Source organism: Campylobacter coli (assembly GCF_009730395.1).
Taxonomy (GTDB): domain Bacteria; phylum Campylobacterota; class Campylobacteria; order Campylobacterales; family Campylobacteraceae; genus Campylobacter_D; species Campylobacter_D coli.
Window position 1 is genome coordinate 1,065,413 of the sequence record NZ_CP046317.1, and the last position, 18,539, is coordinate 1,083,951.

The 18,539-nt window shown below is 30.5% G+C and carries 21 protein-coding genes; 4 read left to right on the plus strand and 17 right to left on the minus strand.

Annotated features, from left to right (window positions below; all coding sequences use genetic code 11):
* Positions 1-4: 4 nt before the first annotated feature.
* The 6 genes from FOC43_RS05345 to FOC43_RS05370 all read right to left on the minus strand — a co-directional run bounded on the left by FOC43_RS05345 (position 5) and on the right by FOC43_RS05370 (position 3,530).
* Positions 5-340, minus strand: a complete 336-nt coding sequence (locus tag FOC43_RS05345) for a hypothetical protein (RefSeq protein WP_004284883.1) — start codon at positions 338-340, stop codon at positions 5-7.
* The gene (locus FOC43_RS05350) at positions 330-1,907 is read right to left on the minus strand and encodes an ABC-F family ATP-binding cassette domain-containing protein (RefSeq protein ID WP_002778415.1); all 1,578 of its coding nucleotides are present in this window, start codon (positions 1,905-1,907) and stop codon (positions 330-332) included. Before FOC43_RS05350 ends, FOC43_RS05345 begins: the two co-directional genes overlap by 11 nt.
* A 77-nt stretch (positions 1,908-1,984) precedes the next feature.
* Positions 1,985-2,242 (minus strand): hypothetical protein, encoded by a 258-nt coding sequence (locus FOC43_RS09140; RefSeq protein ID WP_002783102.1) that lies wholly within the window; start codon positions 2,240-2,242, stop codon positions 1,985-1,987.
* Between the two features lie 4 nt (positions 2,243-2,246).
* On the minus strand, positions 2,247-2,453 hold the full coding sequence (locus FOC43_RS05360) for a hypothetical protein (protein WP_002778410.1): 207 nt from the start codon (positions 2,451-2,453) through the stop codon (positions 2,247-2,249).
* Positions 2,454-2,502: 49 nt separating this feature from the next.
* Positions 2,503-2,856: a hypothetical protein gene (locus FOC43_RS05365; protein WP_002778409.1), complete on the minus strand. Its 354-nt coding sequence runs from the start codon at positions 2,854-2,856 to the stop codon at positions 2,503-2,505.
* A gap of 251 nt (positions 2,857-3,107) precedes the next feature.
* A complete protein-coding gene (locus tag FOC43_RS05370; protein WP_002778403.1) occupies positions 3,108-3,530 on the minus strand; it encodes a hypothetical protein in 423 nt (140 codons plus the stop codon).
* Positions 3,531-3,696: 166 nt separating this feature from the next.
* Here FOC43_RS05370 and FOC43_RS05375 point away from each other — a divergent pair, with 166 nt between their 5' ends.
* Entirely contained in the window at positions 3,697-3,906 is a 210-nt protein-coding gene (locus FOC43_RS05375; RefSeq protein WP_002778401.1) for a transcriptional regulator, read from the plus strand.
* Between the two features lie 60 nt (positions 3,907-3,966).
* Positions 3,967-4,923 carry a nucleotidyl cyclase domain-containing protein gene (locus tag FOC43_RS05380; RefSeq protein WP_002778400.1) on the plus strand — a complete coding sequence of 319 codons (957 nt, stop codon included), beginning with the start codon at positions 3,967-3,969 and terminating at the stop codon, positions 4,921-4,923.
* Positions 4,924-4,927: 4 nt separating this feature from the next.
* Here the strand turns inward: FOC43_RS05380 and FOC43_RS05385 are convergent, their stop codons facing one another.
* Together FOC43_RS05385 and FOC43_RS05390 are read right to left on the minus strand one after the other, a co-directional pair.
* Positions 4,928-5,500: a YceI family protein gene (locus tag FOC43_RS05385; protein ID WP_002778399.1), complete on the minus strand. Its 573-nt coding sequence runs from the start codon at positions 5,498-5,500 to the stop codon at positions 4,928-4,930.
* 74 nt (positions 5,501-5,574) lie between these two features.
* A complete protein-coding gene (locus FOC43_RS05390; protein WP_002778398.1) occupies positions 5,575-5,937 on the minus strand; it encodes an HIT family protein in 363 nt (120 codons plus the stop codon).
* A gap of 110 nt (positions 5,938-6,047) precedes the next feature.
* Between FOC43_RS05390 and FOC43_RS05395 the strand changes: the two genes are divergently transcribed.
* Positions 6,048-6,728 (plus strand): putative metalloprotease CJM1_0395 family protein, encoded by a 681-nt coding sequence (locus FOC43_RS05395; RefSeq protein ID WP_002778397.1) that lies wholly within the window; start codon positions 6,048-6,050, stop codon positions 6,726-6,728.
* Between the two features lie 18 nt (positions 6,729-6,746).
* Here FOC43_RS05395 and FOC43_RS05400 read toward each other — a convergent pair whose 3' ends face one another.
* The 7 genes from FOC43_RS05400 to lgt form a co-directional block, all read right to left on the minus strand.
* Positions 6,747-7,451 (minus strand): tetratricopeptide repeat protein, encoded by a 705-nt coding sequence (locus FOC43_RS05400; RefSeq protein ID WP_002778396.1) that lies wholly within the window; start codon positions 7,449-7,451, stop codon positions 6,747-6,749.
* A complete protein-coding gene (locus FOC43_RS05405; protein ID WP_002783117.1) occupies positions 7,448-9,280 on the minus strand; it encodes a dynamin family protein in 1,833 nt (610 codons plus the stop codon). Before FOC43_RS05405 ends, FOC43_RS05400 begins: the two co-directional genes overlap by 4 nt.
* On the minus strand, positions 9,270-11,456 hold the full coding sequence (locus FOC43_RS05410; protein WP_002797317.1) for a dynamin family protein: 2,187 nt from the start codon (positions 11,454-11,456) through the stop codon (positions 9,270-9,272). Before FOC43_RS05410 ends, FOC43_RS05405 begins: the two co-directional genes overlap by 11 nt.
* 27 nt (positions 11,457-11,483) lie before the next feature.
* A complete protein-coding gene (locus tag FOC43_RS05415; protein ID WP_002778387.1) occupies positions 11,484-12,209 on the minus strand; it encodes a fumarate reductase iron-sulfur subunit in 726 nt (241 codons plus the stop codon).
* Positions 12,202-14,193 carry a fumarate reductase flavoprotein subunit gene (locus FOC43_RS05420; RefSeq protein WP_002783123.1) on the minus strand — a complete coding sequence of 664 codons (1,992 nt, stop codon included), beginning with the start codon at positions 14,191-14,193 and terminating at the stop codon, positions 12,202-12,204. Before FOC43_RS05420 ends, FOC43_RS05415 begins: the two co-directional genes overlap by 8 nt.
* Complete coding sequence (locus tag FOC43_RS05425) at positions 14,177-14,962, minus strand: fumarate reductase cytochrome b subunit (RefSeq protein WP_002778384.1); 786 nt, start codon at positions 14,960-14,962, stop codon at positions 14,177-14,179. Before FOC43_RS05425 ends, FOC43_RS05420 begins: the two co-directional genes overlap by 17 nt.
* Before the next feature lie 67 nt (positions 14,963-15,029).
* A complete protein-coding gene (lgt, locus tag FOC43_RS05430; protein WP_002778382.1) occupies positions 15,030-15,845 on the minus strand; it encodes a prolipoprotein diacylglyceryl transferase in 816 nt (271 codons plus the stop codon).
* 90 nt (positions 15,846-15,935) lie between these two features.
* Between lgt and FOC43_RS05435 the strand changes: the two genes are divergently transcribed.
* Positions 15,936-16,841 (plus strand): YajG family lipoprotein, encoded by a 906-nt coding sequence (locus tag FOC43_RS05435; protein ID WP_002778381.1) that lies wholly within the window; start codon positions 15,936-15,938, stop codon positions 16,839-16,841.
* A 72-nt stretch (positions 16,842-16,913) separates the two neighbouring features.
* Here the strand turns inward: FOC43_RS05435 and FOC43_RS05440 are convergent, their stop codons facing one another.
* Together FOC43_RS05440 and FOC43_RS05445 are read right to left on the minus strand one after the other, a co-directional pair.
* Positions 16,914-17,705 carry a shikimate dehydrogenase gene (locus FOC43_RS05440; RefSeq protein ID WP_002780722.1) on the minus strand — a complete coding sequence of 264 codons (792 nt, stop codon included), beginning with the start codon at positions 17,703-17,705 and terminating at the stop codon, positions 16,914-16,916.
* Entirely contained in the window at positions 17,702-18,529 is an 828-nt protein-coding gene (locus FOC43_RS05445) for an SPOR domain-containing protein (protein ID WP_002778371.1), read from the minus strand. Before FOC43_RS05445 ends, FOC43_RS05440 begins: the two co-directional genes overlap by 4 nt.
* Between the last annotated feature and the right edge of the window lie 10 nt (positions 18,530-18,539).

An 18,539-nucleotide genomic window follows, 5' to 3' on the forward strand; every position in this document is an offset into this window, starting at 1 on the left:
TTCCTTAATCACCATGAGTTGGTAAATGCTCCACATCAAGTTCATTATCTCTTATAAATTCTTCTTTTGCTCTCTTGCAATTTTCATCGCGTATTTTACGATATTCATTGCGTATGGTGATTTCTTTGTCGCTTAAAGGTCTATCTTCTAAAAAACTGATATGAAAATAAGTATCATCGCTTTTTGAATAAGTATTGTAAAAATCTATATAATCAAAATAATCCTTACCATTGTCAAATTCCACTACTTCTTCTATATAAATAGTAGGTCCAAAGCCTTTATGATTTTGGGTAAAATGTCCAAAGCCTGCGCTATACTGAATTCTAAATTTAGCCATCATTTTCTCCTAAAAATTCTTGGTAAGTTCCACGAAAGTCAGTCAGTTCTCCATCTTTTAAGTGCCAAATACGATTAGCAAAAGCAGAAACCAGCTCCCTATCGTGACTTATACAAAGTGCAACACCCTTGAAATTATACAAAGCTTCACCAAGGGCTATGATACTCTCAAGATCCAAATGGTTATCAGGCTCATCCAAAAGTAAAAAATTTGGGCGCTCTAGCATTAAACGCGAAAGCATTAAACGATGTTTTTCCCCTCCGCTTAAGCTCGCTGCCATTTTCTCTTGATCACTACCACTAAAAAGCATTCTACCTAAACACTTTCGAATTTCATCCAAATCTTTGAATTTTTCACTCATAAGCCATTCGTAAAGTTTCAAATTTTCACAAATTAAATTACTTGTATCTTGAGGAAAATATCCAAGTTCTATAGTCGCTCCAAGGTGTATAGAACCGCTATCAGGAGCAATAGCATTGGCAATGATTTTAGCCAAAGTTGACTTACCTACACCATTTGCACCAATTAAAGCAATTTTGTCATTTTTTTCGATTTTTAATTCTAAATTTGAAAACAATTCTTTATCATAAGCCTTACTAATACCCTTAAGCTCTAAAACTTCATTTCCTATTTCACGATTTGTTCTAAAAACTATACTTGGATCCCTGCGACTTGAAATTTTAATCTCTTCAAGCTCCAATTTCTCCAAAGCCTTTGCACGACTTGTAGCTTGTTTTGCCTTAGAAGCATTCGCACTAAAACGGCGGATAAAATTTTCTAATTCTTCTCTTTCTTTTAAAGTTTTATCGCGCTTAAGTTCAGCTTGTTTAGCTAAAAGTGTTGAAGCCATATACCAATCATCATAATTTCCCGCAAAATCACGAATTTGTTTAAAATCTACATCTAAAATTCTTGTACAAATTTTATTTAAAAAATGCCTATCATGAGAAATCACCACCAAGGTTCCCTCATGTCTTAAAAGTTCATTTTCAAGCCAAGAAATTGCCTCTAAATCAAGGTTATTTGTAGGCTCATCTAAAAAAAGTACATCTGCTCCTAAAAACAATACTTGCGCAAGCAAGACTTTAAATTTGTCTGCGCTTTGCAAGGTGCTCATCAAAACATCAAAATCTTTGATTTTTAAAGAGCTTAAAATTTTCTCACAACGTGTTTCACAATCATAATTTGGATCCTCTTCAGCCGTTATTATCTCAAGCTCACCTAAACGCTCATTGATCTCATCAGTAAATTCCTCGCTCATATAAAGCTTTTCTTTTTCTTTTAAGGCCTCATATAAACGCTTATTTGCACACATCACTGCATCTTTGATGGTGTAGTTTTCAAAAGCAAATTGATCCTGTCCTAAAACTGCAATTTTCAAGCCTTCATCAAATACTATTTCACCACTACTTGACTCAATTTCTCCTGAAAGAATTTTTAAAAAAGTCGATTTTCCTGCACCATTAGCTCCTATTAGTCCGTATCTTTGTCCTCGAACAAGCTTTAAATTAACATTTTCAAATAAAAGCTGATTTGCAAAACGCATAGTAAGATTTTTTACTTCAACCATGATTTTCCTTAAATTTTTTACTTATAAAAATTTTTAAGAAATTGTAGCGAAAAAGGCTTGAATTTTTAATTTTAAAATTAAATTTTTTGATAGTTAAAAATAAATTCTATAATTTTATTATAATTTTGTTTTTTAATTTTTTTATAGACTAAAAATAAATCTACTCCCCACCAAATAATGCCCAATAATAGAAAAATTCCAAACAACCCGAAAAAAATTTCAGAAATATCCGAGTTAGAATCATTTTCATAGCTAATTCCTAGTATCAAAAATAACACACAAGGAAATAAAGATAATATTATACGCAATATTCCTAATGCATAGTCTTTTATCATAAATCTATCGATTGCCAACCAACCTAAACTTAAAAAAACCACATATCATACTCATAATTAGAGGTTTTATAGGATCTTGAAGTCTTAAAAATACCAAATTTGATAAAGCTTCTTTTTTATTTTGTAATTGTTCAAACTTAAGCTTTAAATTGAAAAAATCTTCTTGATTTATTTTATCTTGTATATTTAAAAGAAAAACATTATAATCCATATCCAATCTCCTTAAAATTAACTTTTTAAGGCATTTTTGCCTTAAAAAGTTATCTAGTAATTTCTACATATACCATACCATCATCAGTATATCTAGCAAAATACTCGATCCAAGCATCCCATTTGTAAGGGCGAGAATCAATACTTCCATTTGCTTTTACTTGAGCTTTACAATACTGTGTTTTACTTTCCTTATCGGTTAAATCGCTCATAAAACCACTATAAGTAAATTTCAACTTTTTACGATCAACCTCAGAAAATCTACCAAAATTGTGTTCTAAAATAATCTCAGTTAAAACATTTTGTACATCTTGATCACTACATTTTGGAATACCGTTACTACAAGCACTCAAAAATACTGCCAAAATTCCAACAAACATAAATTTCGCATTAAAACATTTCATTAATTTCCTCCTTTTTTGTTCACCTAAATAATATTTTAGTTTCTATTCATCTGTACCAAGTTCACCATTTTACTTGTAATCTCTAAAAAAACCTGTGCAATATTTGGAGCAACAGACAAAATATTTAAAAGCAATTTTCTTTATTGCTTAAGAATTCTAAATCTCACTTGCCACAAAAACAAAATTTACTAAAAACTTAATAAAAATATTTTGCAAACTTATTTTTGATTGTTTTTCATAAAAACTCGAAATTATTGTATAATATTTGCAATCTTTTCAAAATTTTGTTTTCTTAATTTTTTACCCACTAAAAACATATCTACAATCCACCAAATCCAATTAACAAGCCACAACAAACCATATATTATCCCTAAAGCACTATATGTAATCATTAAAATACCACAAAACATAGCTACAATTGTAATTCCCAAGCGTATAAGCCCTAAAACCCAATCTCCTATCATAAAACGACCCACTCCAAAAGCACCAAATAAAAAAGTCCCTACCCAAAATACTAAAGCGGGACTTTTTAGTTTTATCATTGGAAGCTGTGCTACTACTTCTTTTTGTTTATCCTCATTTAAGCGATCAAATTTCTCTTTTAGCATCACGGTAGATGTTGCATCTTTTGGCAATTTATCGCCAATGCTGAAAAGAACCGAATTGAAATCCATAACTACTCCTTGAAAATTAAAAAATATCTCGAATTATTCCATACTATAACTTAATTAATATTGAAATATTAAATATATTTTATATAAAAGATTGAATATTTCAAGTGTTTTTAATAAAGAAATTTTAATGTAAAATTTTTTAAAGGCTAAATTTTTGAGGTAAAAAATGACAAAAAAGAGCAAGCGTGATATGGCATATGAACTAGACATTGATGTTAGCACTTTATATAATTGGAGAAAATACAAACCCAATTTATATCGTATTGTTATGCTTGGCTTTAAATTTGATGAACTTTTAGAAAATAGCAAAAAAACTCATGAAGAATTGCTTCATATAGAACAAACCATACAAGATGAAATTGCTAAATTTAAATAAAATCCGCTTTTAAGCTTTTTTCTATACAATTATCACTTTTATTAAAATCAAGGATTTGAAATGTTTTTATTAGATTTTTTAATATCATTGAGTTTTATTTTTGAAATTTCAGCTCTTGTGCTATCCTTTTACTTTAAAAATTCAAAAATTTTCTTTTTGACTTTAGTATTACTAGGAGCTAAGTTGCCTTATTTTTATACAAGTTTTTTTCAAGCTAATTTATTTGTGGCTTTGTTTTTACCTATGATTTTTACTCTATTTTGCCTTGGAAAACATCATGTTTTAATTTTAAATAAAAAAAATATCGCCTCAATTACAACCCTTATTTTTATAGGTATTTTAAGCATCATTTTACCTAGAAATACTACTTTCAATAGCGCTGGTTTAGAATTCCATTTTATTACATTAAATTTTTTTAAACCTGTGAGTGAATTAGGATTTTTATTTTTTTTAGTCGGCTTAATACTCATTTTTATCAAAACTTTTAAAACTAAAGAATATTATCTTCTTATCGCATTTTTTGCTGCATATTTTCAGTTTTTATTCCAAGAAGGAACAGGAATAAGATATTTTGAATTTGCAAGTTTGGTTTTTTGTTTTTATCTTTTAAATTACGCTTATAGGTTAGCTTTTTTTGACACCTTAACAAAGCTACCCAATGAAAAAAGCCTTACACGCTTTACAAAAGGAAAAAACAACTATATCATTGCCTTGCTTCATTTTAATGAACTAAAAGATACCAAAGAAAGCTATACCAAACTCATTTTAAAACAAATTGCAAAAATTTTAAAACGCTTTAGAGCAAAAATTTTTATCGTAGAAAATGATTTTATTTTAATTTTTAATGATAAAAATCAAGCTTTAAATCATCTTGCTTTTTTAGAATCCACCTTGAAAAACACGGAATTTAATTTAGAAAATGAAAATTTTAAACCGGATTTTAAATTGATTTGGCAAGAAAGTGAAGAAAATTTGGATAAAAATTTACAAAGTCTAAGAGCAAGACTCTTAGACTAAAAAATTATTTTTCGTTCGCTTCAACTTCGATATTTAAATTAATATCATCACTTAAAGTAATAGTTGAAGTACCTGGCGCAAAGTTAAAATCAGAGCGTTTGATTTTACCATTTAAAGAAAAACCTACTTTTTCTTTTCCATCTTTACCCTTAGCTGTACCGCCGATTTCAGTATCTAAAACCACATCTTTAGAAACGCCTGTTATGGTTAAAGTTCCTGTCATTTTACCCTTTTCGTTATCGATTTTTTCATATTTTTTCATTACAAAAGTCATATTAGGGAATTGTTTTGCTTTGAAAAAATCATTTTGTTGTAAGTGATTATCTCTTGTTTGATTGTCTGTATTTACAGATGCTACTTTAATTGTTGCTTCAAGTTTTTTAAATTCAAAACTTGCAGGATCAAAGTCAATTACCGCATCATAATCTTGAAAATTTCCTTTTACATTGCTAATTTGCAAATGTTTAATTTTAAAACCTACATCAGTGTGAGTTTTATCTAAAGCATATTCTTTAGCAAATAAACCTGCACTCAACAAAGAAGCTGCAACAAGAGAGCTTAATAAAATCTTTTTCATTTTTTTCCTTTTTTTGTATTTTTATGTAAAAAGAATTCTAATAAACAAAAAACAATCAACCATTAATGATAATTTTAGTCCATTTTATTTTTAAGAAAAATCACAAATTCATCAAAACTAGGCAAATTTAAGTCTTTTAATTCTCTTTGCTGCTTGCCCCACATACATTCTGGAAAAAAAGCATCCTCTTTAAATCTCGCCATTATATGAAAATGTACCCTTGGAACATAGTTTGCAAAAGAAGCAATATTGATTTTTTCAGGTTTGTAAAATTCTATCATAGCCTTTTCACATCGCAAAATTTTGTCAAAAATTTCTTTTTGAAGTTCATAGGGGCAATCGCTAAATTCTTTATAAACTTGCTTGGTAAAAATTTTAATCCATGGCACTTGAGCTTCCTCTTTTTCGATATAAATCAAGTCATTCTCATAAATCATTAATCTTCCTTTAAAATTGTATTGATTGTTATTTTACAAAATTTATCAAAATTTTAAGTCAAAATGCGTTAATATTGTCTAAAATATACAAAAAAAATAAAGGAGGAAAAATGCAAATTGGCTTAAATTACAACTATGCTAGCAATTCCTCTTATTATGATAAAACACAAAAAAATAATGCCGAACAAGAAAATACAGAAAATACAAACTCACAAAATAAAGACTCAAAACAAAACAATGAACAAACTCAAATGATAAATGGCGTTGAGCTTACCATACAACAAGCACAACAAGTGCGTGAGCTTCAAAGTATAGACAGAAATGTAAAAGCTCACGAAGCAGCACATCAAGCCGCTGGAGGTGGTTTAGCTGGAGCTGCAAGCTTTAGCTACACAAGAGGACCTGATAATCAAATGTATGCCACAGCAGGTGAAGTTCCTATAAGAATGCAAAAAGGAAGGACACCTGAAGAAACTATCGCCAATGCGCGTCAAGTCGTTGCAGCAGCCATGGCGCCTGCTGATCCTAGTCCGCAAGATTATAAAGTCGCTGCAAATGCTCTAAAAATGGAATTTGAAGCAAGAGCTGAAGCAACAAAACTTAAAGCGCAAGAAGCACAAGAGAAAAAAGAAGAAAACGAAGAAAAGCAAGAAAATCTTGATATAAATAATCAAGATTCTAAAGATAATTTCGAAGAAACACAAGCAAACAAAGACTTTAAAAATTTCATTGGCAAAATTTATCAACAAAATTCACAAAATAATCCAATCAATTTTAGTTTAGTTTCTTAAAATATTTTTGATGACATTTTAATAAATTTCTATATCTTGAGAATTTAGCTTTCTATAAGCAGCACAAGCTTCTTGGTGTTTTTTATCGCAAGCCATACCTAAATATCTCTTAGCCTTTTTCAAATCTTTTTTCTCAAGCTCATAATAACGTCCGATCAAATAACAAGCCTCTGCAAAACCTAAAGTACAAGATTTAGAATAAAAAGCCAAAGCTGATTTAAGATTTTGCCTTACAAGCTCTCCTCTTTCATACAAAAAGCCTAATTTATAGCAAGCTCTAGCGTCTTTTAAATCGCAAGATCTTTTATAAAAATGCGTAGCCATTTGACCATCTTTTTCATCTTCATAAACCAAACCCATATGATTACAACTTGAAGATTCACCTAAATTACAAGCCTTGTTAAATGCCAAAAGGGATTCATTAACATAACCTAGATCTTGTAAGGTTAAGGCCATATTAGAACAAGCCTTAGTCAAACCGAGTTTGCAGGATTTATCATAAAATTTACACGCTTTATCAAAATCTCTTGCAACTCCTTGAGCATTTTCATTCATATAGGCTAAAGAAAAGCAAGCTCTAGCATTGTCTTTTTCGCAAAGTCTTTCAAAAATTTCATATGCTTTTACAAATTTATTTCCCTCATAAAGCCTTAAAGCATTATCTAAATCATTCACAGCAAAAAGAGTGTGAAAAAATAAAGATAAAATGAAAAATATCCTCATAAATTTTCCTTCAATACACTTCTGACTTCTAAAATTTGCTCTTTGCGTTTTTGTAATTCTACTTTTTTTAAGTCTAAAATTTTATTTTTTTCTTGAATTATATTTGTATTTTGTTCTAAAAAATGATTAGATATTTTTACTAAAATCGGTTTATTGATAAGCAAAGCTTCAAATTCATAAGCATTAAGCTCAGTTAAAACCCTTTCATAAATTTCACTCTTTTTAGGATAAAAAAGCGTAAATTCGGAACTATCTAGCTCATAAAGAACTCGACTTTCATTGATTTTTCTACTGAAAAATGCCAAGCTTAATTTTGTAGCGTTTGCATAATTTGCAAAAGCTTTGAGATTTAACTTTTCAAAAAATAAATCCAACTCTAGCAAACTTTTAAATAAAAGCTCTTTAAAGTCTTTTAAAAAGTACTCATCGCTTGCATTGCAAAAAGCCCTAAGTTCGCTAAAATTTTTATCGCTTTGCAAGATATTATCTTTTTGTATATTTGAAAATTCAGCTTTAAAAAGCAAAATGTCTTTTTCTAAATTGTCTATAAAATCTTTCAATTTTTGTTTTATTTTTTCAAATGATTCGTAAATTTCATTTTTGATTTTTTTAAATTCTTTATTCATTATATCGCTGTTGTAAAACATTGCCAAAAAAGCATCATCGCTCGAAATAAAAGGAGCTTTATAATCGTATTTTACATACAAATCTTTTTTCAAAAATCCCTTGGCTTCTTTATAAAAATGAGCCTCTTTTTCTTTAATGCAATTAAAAATTTCACTCGCAATTCTTTCGCCAATGCTTTTAAGCTTATTTAAAATTTGATGATTTAAAATTTGAACTTCTTTTATAAAATCATCAAAAGAAGAATTTAATTTCTCTTGATAAATTTGAAATTGATTTGCAAGCTTATCAAAAATATCCACAAAAAGCCTATTTTCATCCTCTAAAACTTGACATAAATGAAGCATTTTTCTCTTTGTAAATTTTTGTTTTAAGGCTTTCTCATCTAAGTTATCTAAAAAATCTAACAAAAGATTAAAATTAGATTCTTCATATTTTGTTTCATCTTTTGCTTCCTTGCAAGAAATGGCAATTAATTCTTTAAAATATTTAGAAAAAACTGTTTTGGCATAATTTAACACATTTTCTAATTCTTGAGCGCTAAGCTTATCTTTTTGATTTAACACACAAATGCTATTTTCACCCAAAAGCTCCAAATTTGCCTTTATAGCATCTTCTTCGCTCTTTTTTCCTGCATTATCGATCAAACTTAACCAAATTGCCGCGTGGATATTTTGGAGCTCCTTTAGGGTGGTTAAAGTATCATCTTCATTAGCATTAAGCCCTGGAGTGTCCACTAGGGTGATTTTTTTAAGCAAAGGTATGGGTGCAAAAATATGCAAACTTTTTGTTTCTTTTACATTATTTCTTTGATCTGTGTATTTTGCCAACTCCTCTATATGAGTGATTTCATCACTTCCATCTTGAAATTCAACTCTTAAAAAATACTCATCCGCATAACGCAAAAAAGTGGGTTTAAAAGTAACAGGCACTACTCCAGTAGGCAAGCATTCTTTTTTTAGGATTAAATTCAAAAGGGTTGATTTTCCACTTGAAAATTGTCCTATGATAGCAATATTAATATTTTTATCTAAAGAAAAACTCAATTCTTCAAGCTCTTGAATAAGATTATAGCTTGGGTGCATGAAAGGCTCATTTAGTTTTTTACACAACATTTTAATTTGCCCTTCAAAACTTTTATCAAAATCTATATTATAGGCATCTTCATAAGCCTTTATAAAATGATTTAAAATATTAATTTGCATTCATAAGCTCCACTTCAAGCTGTTGTAATTTTGCAATTTTTTCCAAATTTCCCTCATAAGAAAATAAAATGTCAGCATTTTGATTTTTAAGATTATTGATTAAATGTTCAATACTCGCTAACTTTTCTTTTTGCAATACTTCATAATTTTTCATTCTTTCATTCAAGAAAGCAAAAAAGGCGCCATTGATATCCAAATCCTTTAATATAGCACCTATATTAAAACTTTCAAAAGTGCTAAAAATCACTTCTGTTAATTTTGTTTCAAGCTCAAATAAATCGACTTTGGTAGAGATAATTTGCTCGATTTGCAGTCTTAACAATGCAAATTTTTCATCACTAAAAATATTTTCTATCTTTTTAGAAATTTCATCTTTAAAGCCTTCAAATCCATTGTCAAAATCATCTTTTAAGAAATCATATTTTAAAGCCAAACTTGTTTTTAATTCCTCTATTTTTTTAATATTTTCAAATTTAACTTCTCTTAAAATATCATTAATACCATCTTTAACCGTGATATCTATCATATTTAAAATACGATTAATGTTAATTTTTTGGGCTTTATCTTTTAGATATTTAATCTCATCAATCAAACGCTCTTTGAGCTTTTTAGCCAATAATAAAACAAGATTATCCACCCCATTTTCAAAATTTTCAAGATTTAAAATCGAATTTGAAATCTCTTCTTTTGCCTCCTTAAGCGCTTCTTCTTTAGCCTTAAATTCCAATAAAAGTTTATCATTTTCTTCGCTTAAGCCTTGCCCGTCTTCTTTTATAAGCTTGTTTTGCATTTCATATTCATTTAAAATATTTCTAAGCTCTAAAAGCAATTCTTTTTTATAGGCTTGTAAAATAATTTTACTTTTTTCTCCAGAATAAAGCTCATTAAAAAGATATTCCTCAAATTCTTTCATGCCACTTTTCTTAAAGCTTTCTTCAGAAGATAAACCCTTGTAAAAATCACTTGCCATTTTTGCGCTTACACATAAAAAATCTATCTTTTCTATCAAATGCGTGTCAAAATTTTCAAGTCTAGCCTTAAGACTTTCTTTGGTGTAATTTATCACTTCATCTAAATCTTTTTGGCTTAACAAATCCGCCTTGGTAAGGACAATTAAAAATTTGCTAAGCCGAGAATTCAATAAACAATGGATTAAAAATTCAGCATCTTTTTGTGTTAAAGCTTGAGAAGCATTCATAAGATGGATTAAAAAATCGCTTTCTTTAAGATACTCATTAGTTAGAATTTCTCTTTGCACGACTATATCATCAAGTCCTGGAGTATCCACTATAGAGATATTGTTTTTTAAAAATTCCAAATTGCTTTTGATTTCTATCTTCTTAATAAGAGCAGAAATTTGGTTTTTAGCAGAACTAAACTCTTTAAGCTCCTTTAGATTGATTTTTTGTGTTAAAGCCTTATTTTGAACATATTCTTTAATATCGATTTTTAAAGCAAGCTCATCGATGAATTCTTTAAGCTCCTTGCTAAATTTGGAACTTTTTAATATATTATCCCATTCTTGAGTATCCCAAAAATAAATCACGGCCTCTTGAGTATTGCCATAGCTTAATAAAGTCAAATTCGCAGTTTCAGGGATATTAGAAACCCCCAAAAAATCCTCTTTTAAAAGCGCATTAAGCAAGCTTGATTTTCCTGAATTCATAACACCTGTTATAGCTATATTAAATTCTAATTTTTGAAATTTCTCTAAAGTCTTTTGAAGTCTTATTTTGCTATTTTCATCAAAACTCAATTGACTAAGTTCCATATTGATATGATTAAGCTCATTAAAACCACTTTGAAACAAAGCTTTTTTATCGATACTTTGAACTTGAATATTTTGTATATATTCTAAAATTTCAGCATTGTTTGAAATTTTTTGCAAAATTCGCAAGGCTTTTAATAAATCTTGTTTAGGTATAAAACCCTCCCTAAACATATTTAAAACACAAATTTGAGCTTTTTGAATGCTAAAAATATCTACTCTTAAATCAATTTTTTTACAAATATTGCTAAATTCTTTTAAGAGAAAATATCTTTCATAATTATCCTTATTAACACTCAATATGATAGCAAGTTCGGAAACATCAAGAATATTTTTATCTTTAAAGCTTGCATTAAAATCTAAAAGCTGGAGTTCATTTTGCCAGAGTTTTTGGAGTAATTCTTTCATAATTTTCCCCTTTTTAAGGGGAAAATATTATTTATTTCTTTGAGCAACAAGTTGTCTTCTCATATAAGCAATTTTGCTTTGTAAAGGTAAATTTTTAGGACAATTATCTTCGCAAGCCAATAAAGACATACATCCAAAAACACCATCATCATCGCCCACTAATTCATAGAAATCTTCAACTGTTCTATGATCGTGCGGATCTTGTAAATATCTAGCTGTTCTTAAAAGCCCTGTTGCTGCGATAAAATTCGGGCGCATAAGCTTAGTTGCACACGAAGCCACACAAATTCCGCACTCAATACAACGATCAAGCTCAAAAGTTTCCTCTGCTACTTCAGGTTCTATGCGTTCTTCAATTTTTGAAATATCGGTTTCTTTTTCATTATGTACCCAACTTTCAACACGCTTACACATATCCTCAAACCACTCGCCTGTATTGACACTCAAATCCTTAATATGTCTAAATGCAGGCATAGGCATAAGCTCGATAACTCCATCAGAATAATCTTTTGTTAAAGTCTTACAAGCAAGCTTTGGCACACCATTAATCATCATTGCACAAGATCCACAAATCCCTGCACGACAAACAAAGTCAAAACTCAAATCCGCATCCATTTTTTCGCGGATTAAAGTCAAGCACACAAAAACTGTCATAAAAGGAGTTTCTTCAAGCTCGTAAGTTACAAAATGAGGTTTTGAAATTTTGCTTAAAGGATTATATTTAAACGCCTTTATCGTTAATTTTCTACTCATAATCCACTCCTATTCTTTGATTTAGCGCTTTATATTTTGGTTGTAATTCATAAGGCATTAAAGCGTGCTGAATTTCGTGACGATTTTTACCTTCAGCTTCCATTTTTTCGCGGATTGCATCAACTTCAGCTTGACGCTTTTCACTTAAAGGATTTTCTATGATATTACCTTTAGCACCATACCCACGGAATGCAGGTGGCATTTCCATTTTCATAATATCAAGTTCATCGTATTCAACACGAGGCAAGCTTTCGCCCTCTACCCAGTAAGTTAAAGTTCTCTTCATCCAGTTCAAATCATCTCTTTTTGGATAATCCTCTCTATAGTGCGCCCCACGACTTTCAGTTCTTAATAACGCTCCATAAGCTACACAAAGTGCAACTTTAAGCATTCTTGGAACTCTATAAGCTTCTTCTAGCTCAGGGTTTGCACAATCAAGCTCTTTACAATGTACTTTTACATTTTGAGATTCTTTATAAAGTTTTTCAAGCTCATCAACAGCTTCTTTTAAGCCTTCACCTGTTCTAAAGATTGCTACTTTATCCCACATGATTTCTTTCATTCTATTTTTGATTTCAAAAACAGAATATTTACCTTCTTTATCTACTAAAGATTTTAAATATTGGTATTCTTTTGTTAAAAAGTCTTTTACTATATTTGTATCGATAACTTCACCATTATTTTTACAATAATCTGCAAAATAATCCCCTATAATCATACCTGCAACAACGGTTTCAGCACAGCTATTTCCTCCCAAGCGGTTAAATCCGTGCATATCCCAACACGCTGCCTCGCCACAAGCAAAAAGACCATCTAACCATTGACTCTCGCCTGTAGGTTTTGTTCTAATGCCACCCATAGAATAATGCTGCATAGGTAAAACTGGAGCCCAACCTTTTGGACCTTCATCAGCAGGATCAATACCATTGAAAGTTTTGCAAATATCTTGCACATCACGAAGATTTTTTTCTACATGTGCACGGCCAAGTATGGAAATATCAAGCCACAAATGATCGCCATAAGGACTTTTTACACCCTTACCTTTTCTAATATGCTCCATCATTCTACGACTTACCACATCACGGCTTGCAAGTTCTTTTTTCTCTGGTTCATAATCAGGCATGAAACGATATCCATCCACATCACGTAAAATTCCACCATCTCCACGACACCCTTCAGTAAGTAAAATTCCACTTGGGACAATAGGCGTTGGGTGAAATTGCACAGCTTCCATATTTGAAAGTCTACAAAGTCCTGTTTCAAGAGCTATAGCTGCACCTGTTCCTTCACAGATAACCGCATTTGTGGTTTGCTTATAAATTCTACCATAACCACCCGTTGCTATCATTGTTCCTCTTGCAATATAAGCAATCAGTTGCCCATTAGTTAAATCCCTTGCAATTACACCTAAGCATTTTTTGCCATCATGGATAACTCTAACCGCTTCCATTCTATCGATAATTTTTACCTGATGTTTGATAGCTTCATTAGCTACGCCATAAAGCATACAGTGGCCTGTAGCATCAGCTATATAACAAGTTCTCCATTTTTTAGTTCCACCAAAGTCACGAGCATTGATGAGTCCATGAGCCTCTTCTCTTTCTTCGATTACAGTTTTTTGTGCGTTAATAACAACTGTTCTTGGTCCTTTAGTTACCCTAGTCCAAGGAACCCCCCAAGAAGCAAGTTCGCGAACGGCTTTTGGAGCAGTTTGTGCAAACATTCTTGCTACTTCTTGATCACAACCCCAGTCGCTTCCTTTTACTGTATCTGCAAAGTGTAAATCTTCGTTATCACCTTCACCTTTAGCACCATTTCCTAAAGAAGCTTGCATACCTCCTTGCACCGCAGCAGAGTGCGAACGCTTTACCGGACAAATACTTAAAAGTGTTACACTTTGACCACTTTTTGCCACCTCTATTGCAGCTCTAAGGCCTGCCAAACCTCCGCCTATTACTAAAGCATCACTATATTGAATATTCATAATTTGCTCCATTATAAGTTTTTACCATTGCAGTTGTTTGACTTTGATAGTTTTCAAATCCAATTTTCGCAAATGCTGCAAGACTTAAAACTCCTAAAACCAAGAAGAAAATGCTGATTATCCATTTTGCCATCTTGAGTTTTTTACGACTTTTGCGAATATCTTTAACATCTTTTGCTTCAAACCAGCCCCATTTTACACAAAGTCTATAAAGCCCTATACTACCATGCAATTCCACACAGATTAAAAGTGCGATATAAAAAAGCCACATAAAATGATTGATCACCCTATCACCTGACATATCAGCAGAAATTTTATCTCCATTTGTGATAACAAAAATCAAGTGCGCAGAGCCTAAGAAAAACATTACAAAACCTGTAAATGCTTGAACAAGCCATAATGAAGTATCACCATGATTCATTTTTTTAGCATGAGTTCTAAGAATTTGGTATTGGCGAAAATTAATAGGAAATTTTCTCATAGCCAATAAAGCATGCACAAAAAACACCACCAAAACACAGGCAGCTAAAAACGAGGTAATATAACTCATCATTGGATCGTTATAAATGAATTTTAATTCCAAAAAATGGACAACGGAATTAAAAAAATCCTTACTCACCAAGATAGTAGATACAAAAACCATATGTACCCACATGAAAAGACCTAGAAAAAGCCCAGAAGCACTTTGGATAAAATCTAACTTTGCAGGCATTTTACTTTTTTTGCCATCAATGCTCTTACCCAAATACCCTTCGATAAGCTCACTCATCTTCACTCCTTTATAGAAAGAAATTTAAAAAATCTCTTCATTATAGTACAATAGCCTTTAATACACATTAAATATTTACTTTTTTAAACTTTATGCAAATATAAAATAACAAGGCTGCTACAAACATAAGCAAACTCAAAATTTGTCCCATGCTCATACCCCAAAAAATAAAGCCTAAACCAAAATCTGGTTCACGATAAAATTCACATACAAAACGCGCCAAAGAATAAACACAAGCATAAACAAGAATAAGTTCACCTTGAAATTTTTGTTTCATTTTTACCAGATAAATAACAATAAAAACCACAACTCCCTCTAAAAAGGCTTCATAAAGTTGTGATGGATGTCTTAAAACTCCCTCCACATAAATACCCCAAGATACATCGGTAATGCGTCCAAAAAGCTCTTGGTTTAAAAAATTTCCTATACGACCAAAAACATAAGCTAAAGGTACACTCAAAGCCACCAAATCAAGAAATTTCCAAGGATTTTCTTTGTATTTTTTACAAAATAAAAAAGTAGCTATCAAAAATCCTATAATCGCACCATGATAACTCATACCACGAATGCCTACAAATTCACCATTTGCATAAGGATTGAAAATTTGCCAAGGATGAGTAATATAATACATAGTGTGTGCATCATAAATTAAAATATATCCAAGTCTTGCTCCTAAAATCACGCCAATTTCCACCCAAATAAAATAACTATCTAAGCGTTTTTCATCGATATCTAGCTTAAATTTTCTTACAAAAAATTTCGCTAAAAGTAAGGCTAAAAGTAAGGCTAAAACATACATAATTCCATACCAATGTACTTTAAACCCTAAAACACTAAAAGCCACAACATCAAAATTTGAATAAATATTTTGCCAAAATTCCATACTTTTTCCATTATTTATTTTGTAAAAATATAGCAAAAAAACTTTAACTTGCTATAATTAAACATAATTTCTTATCTTAAAGGTTAAAAAATGAAAAAATATTTCTTATTTATTATTGCTTTATTTTTAGCTGCTTGCAGTGGTGCTAGCAATAATTTTGTGCATGTTTCAATGCCTAATTTCAAACCTCAAACTCCTACAAAAGTAGAGCCTATAGATTCTGGGGTTTCAATCATGCTAGAACCTATAAATATAGAACAAAATAATAATTATTCAGATTATTTTGAAAACTCTGTACTTAAAATTCGCATTGACAAGGAAGTGGCTCTTTTAAAAGAAAATTTAGAAGAACAATTTAAAACCATAGCACAGCTTAAGGGCTATAAAATAGTAACTTCAAATCCTGATTACACTCTTAAAAGTTTGATAAATGTTCTTATAGAAGAAAAAAATATACAAAAATCGAATAATTTTATGAGTGGAGAGTCTGTTAAATCTAATTTAGGAATTAAATTTCAAGGAAAAATTGATTTTATTGATCAGCACAACCCTCAAAATTCGACCAATCTAACAAGCCATACCAAACTTGACTCCTTGGTGGATTTAAATTACCCTATTAAAACCAAAGATGGAATAAATATGTTTAAAACTACTATTTCAACAGTACCCACACAACTCAATAAAGGTCTAGAAAAGCCAGCTTTTGAAATAGATAAAAGTTTTTTACATTTTTATAAAAATACTTTAAATACACTCTATAATAATCTTCCAAAAGCCACAGATATAGGAAAAACTGTACCAAATAGCAATACTGATTCTAGCGGCTTTAATCATTTTGATACCAACACAATATTTGAAGAAAATTTACCTCAAGAACAAAATTTGGATAATAGCTCGCAAGATATTTCTTTTCAAGAGCAAACATCTTCAAATTCAAATATACAATATGAAAATAACACAAACAAAAATCAAGATGGGGTTATCATTTTTGAATGATTAGCCTAAATAGTAAATAATACTTTGATTTCTCTTATTATATTTGATATTTTCTAAGAGAAATCAAAAAAATCAAAACTCTAACTTCAGAGCTTCTTGCATGGCATTTTTAATCTTTTCTCTTTTATCTTTGACATCAAAAAAAAGCTCAAAGGCAAAAACAGCTTGCCATAAAAGCATATCAAACCCATCTTTTACTTTTAAGTTATGCTCTTTGCATAATTTTAAAAAAGAGGTTTCTTTGCCATAAATGACATCAAAGGCAAATTTTGCTCTGCTTAAAATTTTATCTAAAAGTATTTTATCGCAAGGTAGATCATCATCTTTTAAGCCTGCCGAAGTTGAATTAACCACCAAATCAAAATCAAAATCATCCAAGGCATTATAAAGACTGGTTTTATATAAAGTAAAATCCTTAAATCTTTTTTCGCTACGATTTGCCACACAAACCTCTACTCCTTTTTGCTTTAAAGCAAATGCTAGAGCAAGCGCAGTCCCTCCAGCTCCTAAAATCAAAGCTTTATTAATACTTTCAAATTCTTTAATAGCTTCTAAAAAACCTAAGGCATCAGTATTGTAAGCATAAATTTTTCCATCTTTTAAACATAAGGTATTTGCAGAGCCAATATTACTAGCAAGCTCATCTTTAACATCAGCCATTTCCAAAGCTGCTTCTTTAAATGGCAAAGTGATATTTGCTCCTTGAAGTTTTAATTTAAAAAAATCCTGTCTTAATTGATGATAATCTTGTAGATGATAGCGTGTATAAATACCATCAAGCTTGAGAACTTGAATGGCATTGTTATGAATTCTAGGCGACTTAGAATGCGAAATGGGATCGCCGATCACAGCTAAAAATTTCATTTTAAAGTGAAAGAAAATGCGTCTTTAGCTACTTCTTTTCTAATTTTAGCTAATTCTGCTGCAACATTTGCTTTCTCAAAAGGTCCTATTAAAACCTTAGTGATTTCTTTTCCACCTACTGTAGTTTTATAAAGCTTATATTCATAGCCTTTTTGTTTTACAGCTGCTAGCTCTCTTGATTTTTGATCTAAATTGCTCACTGAAAATATCTGAACATAAATCCCAGAAGCTAGACCATTTGGATGAACAGGTTTAGCATCTACATTTTTAAACAAATCATTAGCATTGGCTTTTGGCTCTTGTTTAGGTGTTTGTTTTGCAGGTTCTTTTTTTACGACAGTCTGTTTTGCTTCTTCTTTTGGCTTACTTTCTTGTTTTACTTCCTGCTTAGGAGGTGTAGTATTTAAAGGTGCCACTTTTTCAGAATTTGTCGTATTTGGCTCAGCAGGCACTTCTTGATCAGGCATAGTTAAATTGATATTATCATTTGCATTAGGAGCTGGTGCTAAAGAATTATCATTTTGCTCCCCTTGAATCTGTCTTCTTAAAGCTTCAAATTGATCTTCAGCTGAAGTATTTTCAGTAATTGGCATACTCTCAAAAGAATCAGTATTATTATCTTGCGTTATATTTAAGGGTTCACTTGGTAAAATACTTTGATTTTCAGTATTTTCTTCACCACTATTAATGAGTTTCATAACTATCATAATCACTAGAAATAAAATTATCAAAGCAATGACGCGTAAGAGAATTTTTTTCATTTTTTCACTTTTATTACTTTTTTCCAAAATAATATCATCAAATTCATTTTTATTATTTTCCATAATATTCCTT

Coding starts and splice junctions, on each gene's coding strand:
- FOC43_RS05390 (WP_002778398.1), bottom strand. CDS start 5,937: ATGATTTATGAGAATGACTTGATTTATATCGAAAAAGAGGAAGCTCAA.
- FOC43_RS05440 (WP_002780722.1), bottom strand. CDS start 17,705: ATGAAATTTTTAGCTGTGATCGGCGATCCCATTTCGCATTCTAAGTCG.
- FOC43_RS05395 (WP_002778397.1), top strand. CDS start 6,048: ATGCAAATTGGCTTAAATTACAACTATGCTAGCAATTCCTCTTATTAT.
- FOC43_RS05375 (WP_002778401.1), top strand. CDS start 3,697: ATGACAAAAAAGAGCAAGCGTGATATGGCATATGAACTAGACATTGAT.
- FOC43_RS05345 (WP_004284883.1), bottom strand. CDS start 340: ATGATGGCTAAATTTAGAATTCAGTATAGCGCAGGCTTTGGACATTTT.
- FOC43_RS05365 (WP_002778409.1), bottom strand. CDS start 2,856: ATGAAATGTTTTAATGCGAAATTTATGTTTGTTGGAATTTTGGCAGTA.
- FOC43_RS05435 (WP_002778381.1), top strand. CDS start 15,936: ATGAAAAAATATTTCTTATTTATTATTGCTTTATTTTTAGCTGCTTGC.
- lgt (WP_002778382.1), bottom strand. CDS start 15,845: ATGGAATTTTGGCAAAATATTTATTCAAATTTTGATGTTGTGGCTTTT.
- FOC43_RS05445 (WP_002778371.1), bottom strand. CDS start 18,529: ATGGAAAATAATAAAAATGAATTTGATGATATTATTTTGGAAAAAAGT.
- FOC43_RS05370 (WP_002778403.1), bottom strand. CDS start 3,530: ATGGATTTCAATTCGGTTCTTTTCAGCATTGGCGATAAATTGCCAAAA.
- FOC43_RS05415 (WP_002778387.1), bottom strand. CDS start 12,209: ATGAGTAGAAAATTAACGATAAAGGCGTTTAAATATAATCCTTTAAGC.
- FOC43_RS05350 (WP_002778415.1), bottom strand. CDS start 1,907: ATGGTTGAAGTAAAAAATCTTACTATGCGTTTTGCAAATCAGCTTTTA.
- FOC43_RS05360 (WP_002778410.1), bottom strand. CDS start 2,453: ATGGATTATAATGTTTTTCTTTTAAATATACAAGATAAAATAAATCAA.
- FOC43_RS05425 (WP_002778384.1), bottom strand. CDS start 14,962: ATGAGTGAGCTTATCGAAGGGTATTTGGGTAAGAGCATTGATGGCAAA.
- FOC43_RS05380 (WP_002778400.1), top strand. CDS start 3,967: ATGTTTTTATTAGATTTTTTAATATCATTGAGTTTTATTTTTGAAATT.
- FOC43_RS05420 (WP_002783123.1), bottom strand. CDS start 14,193: ATGAATATTCAATATAGTGATGCTTTAGTAATAGGCGGAGGTTTGGCA.
- FOC43_RS09140 (WP_002783102.1), bottom strand. CDS start 2,242: ATGATAAAAGACTATGCATTAGGAATATTGCGTATAATATTATCTTTA.
- FOC43_RS05405 (WP_002783117.1), bottom strand. CDS start 9,280: ATGCAAATTAATATTTTAAATCATTTTATAAAGGCTTATGAAGATGCC.
- FOC43_RS05400 (WP_002778396.1), bottom strand. CDS start 7,451: ATGAGGATATTTTTCATTTTATCTTTATTTTTTCACACTCTTTTTGCT.
- FOC43_RS05385 (WP_002778399.1), bottom strand. CDS start 5,500: ATGAAAAAGATTTTATTAAGCTCTCTTGTTGCAGCTTCTTTGTTGAGT.
- FOC43_RS05410 (WP_002797317.1), bottom strand. CDS start 11,456: ATGAAAGAATTACTCCAAAAACTCTGGCAAAATGAACTCCAGCTTTTA.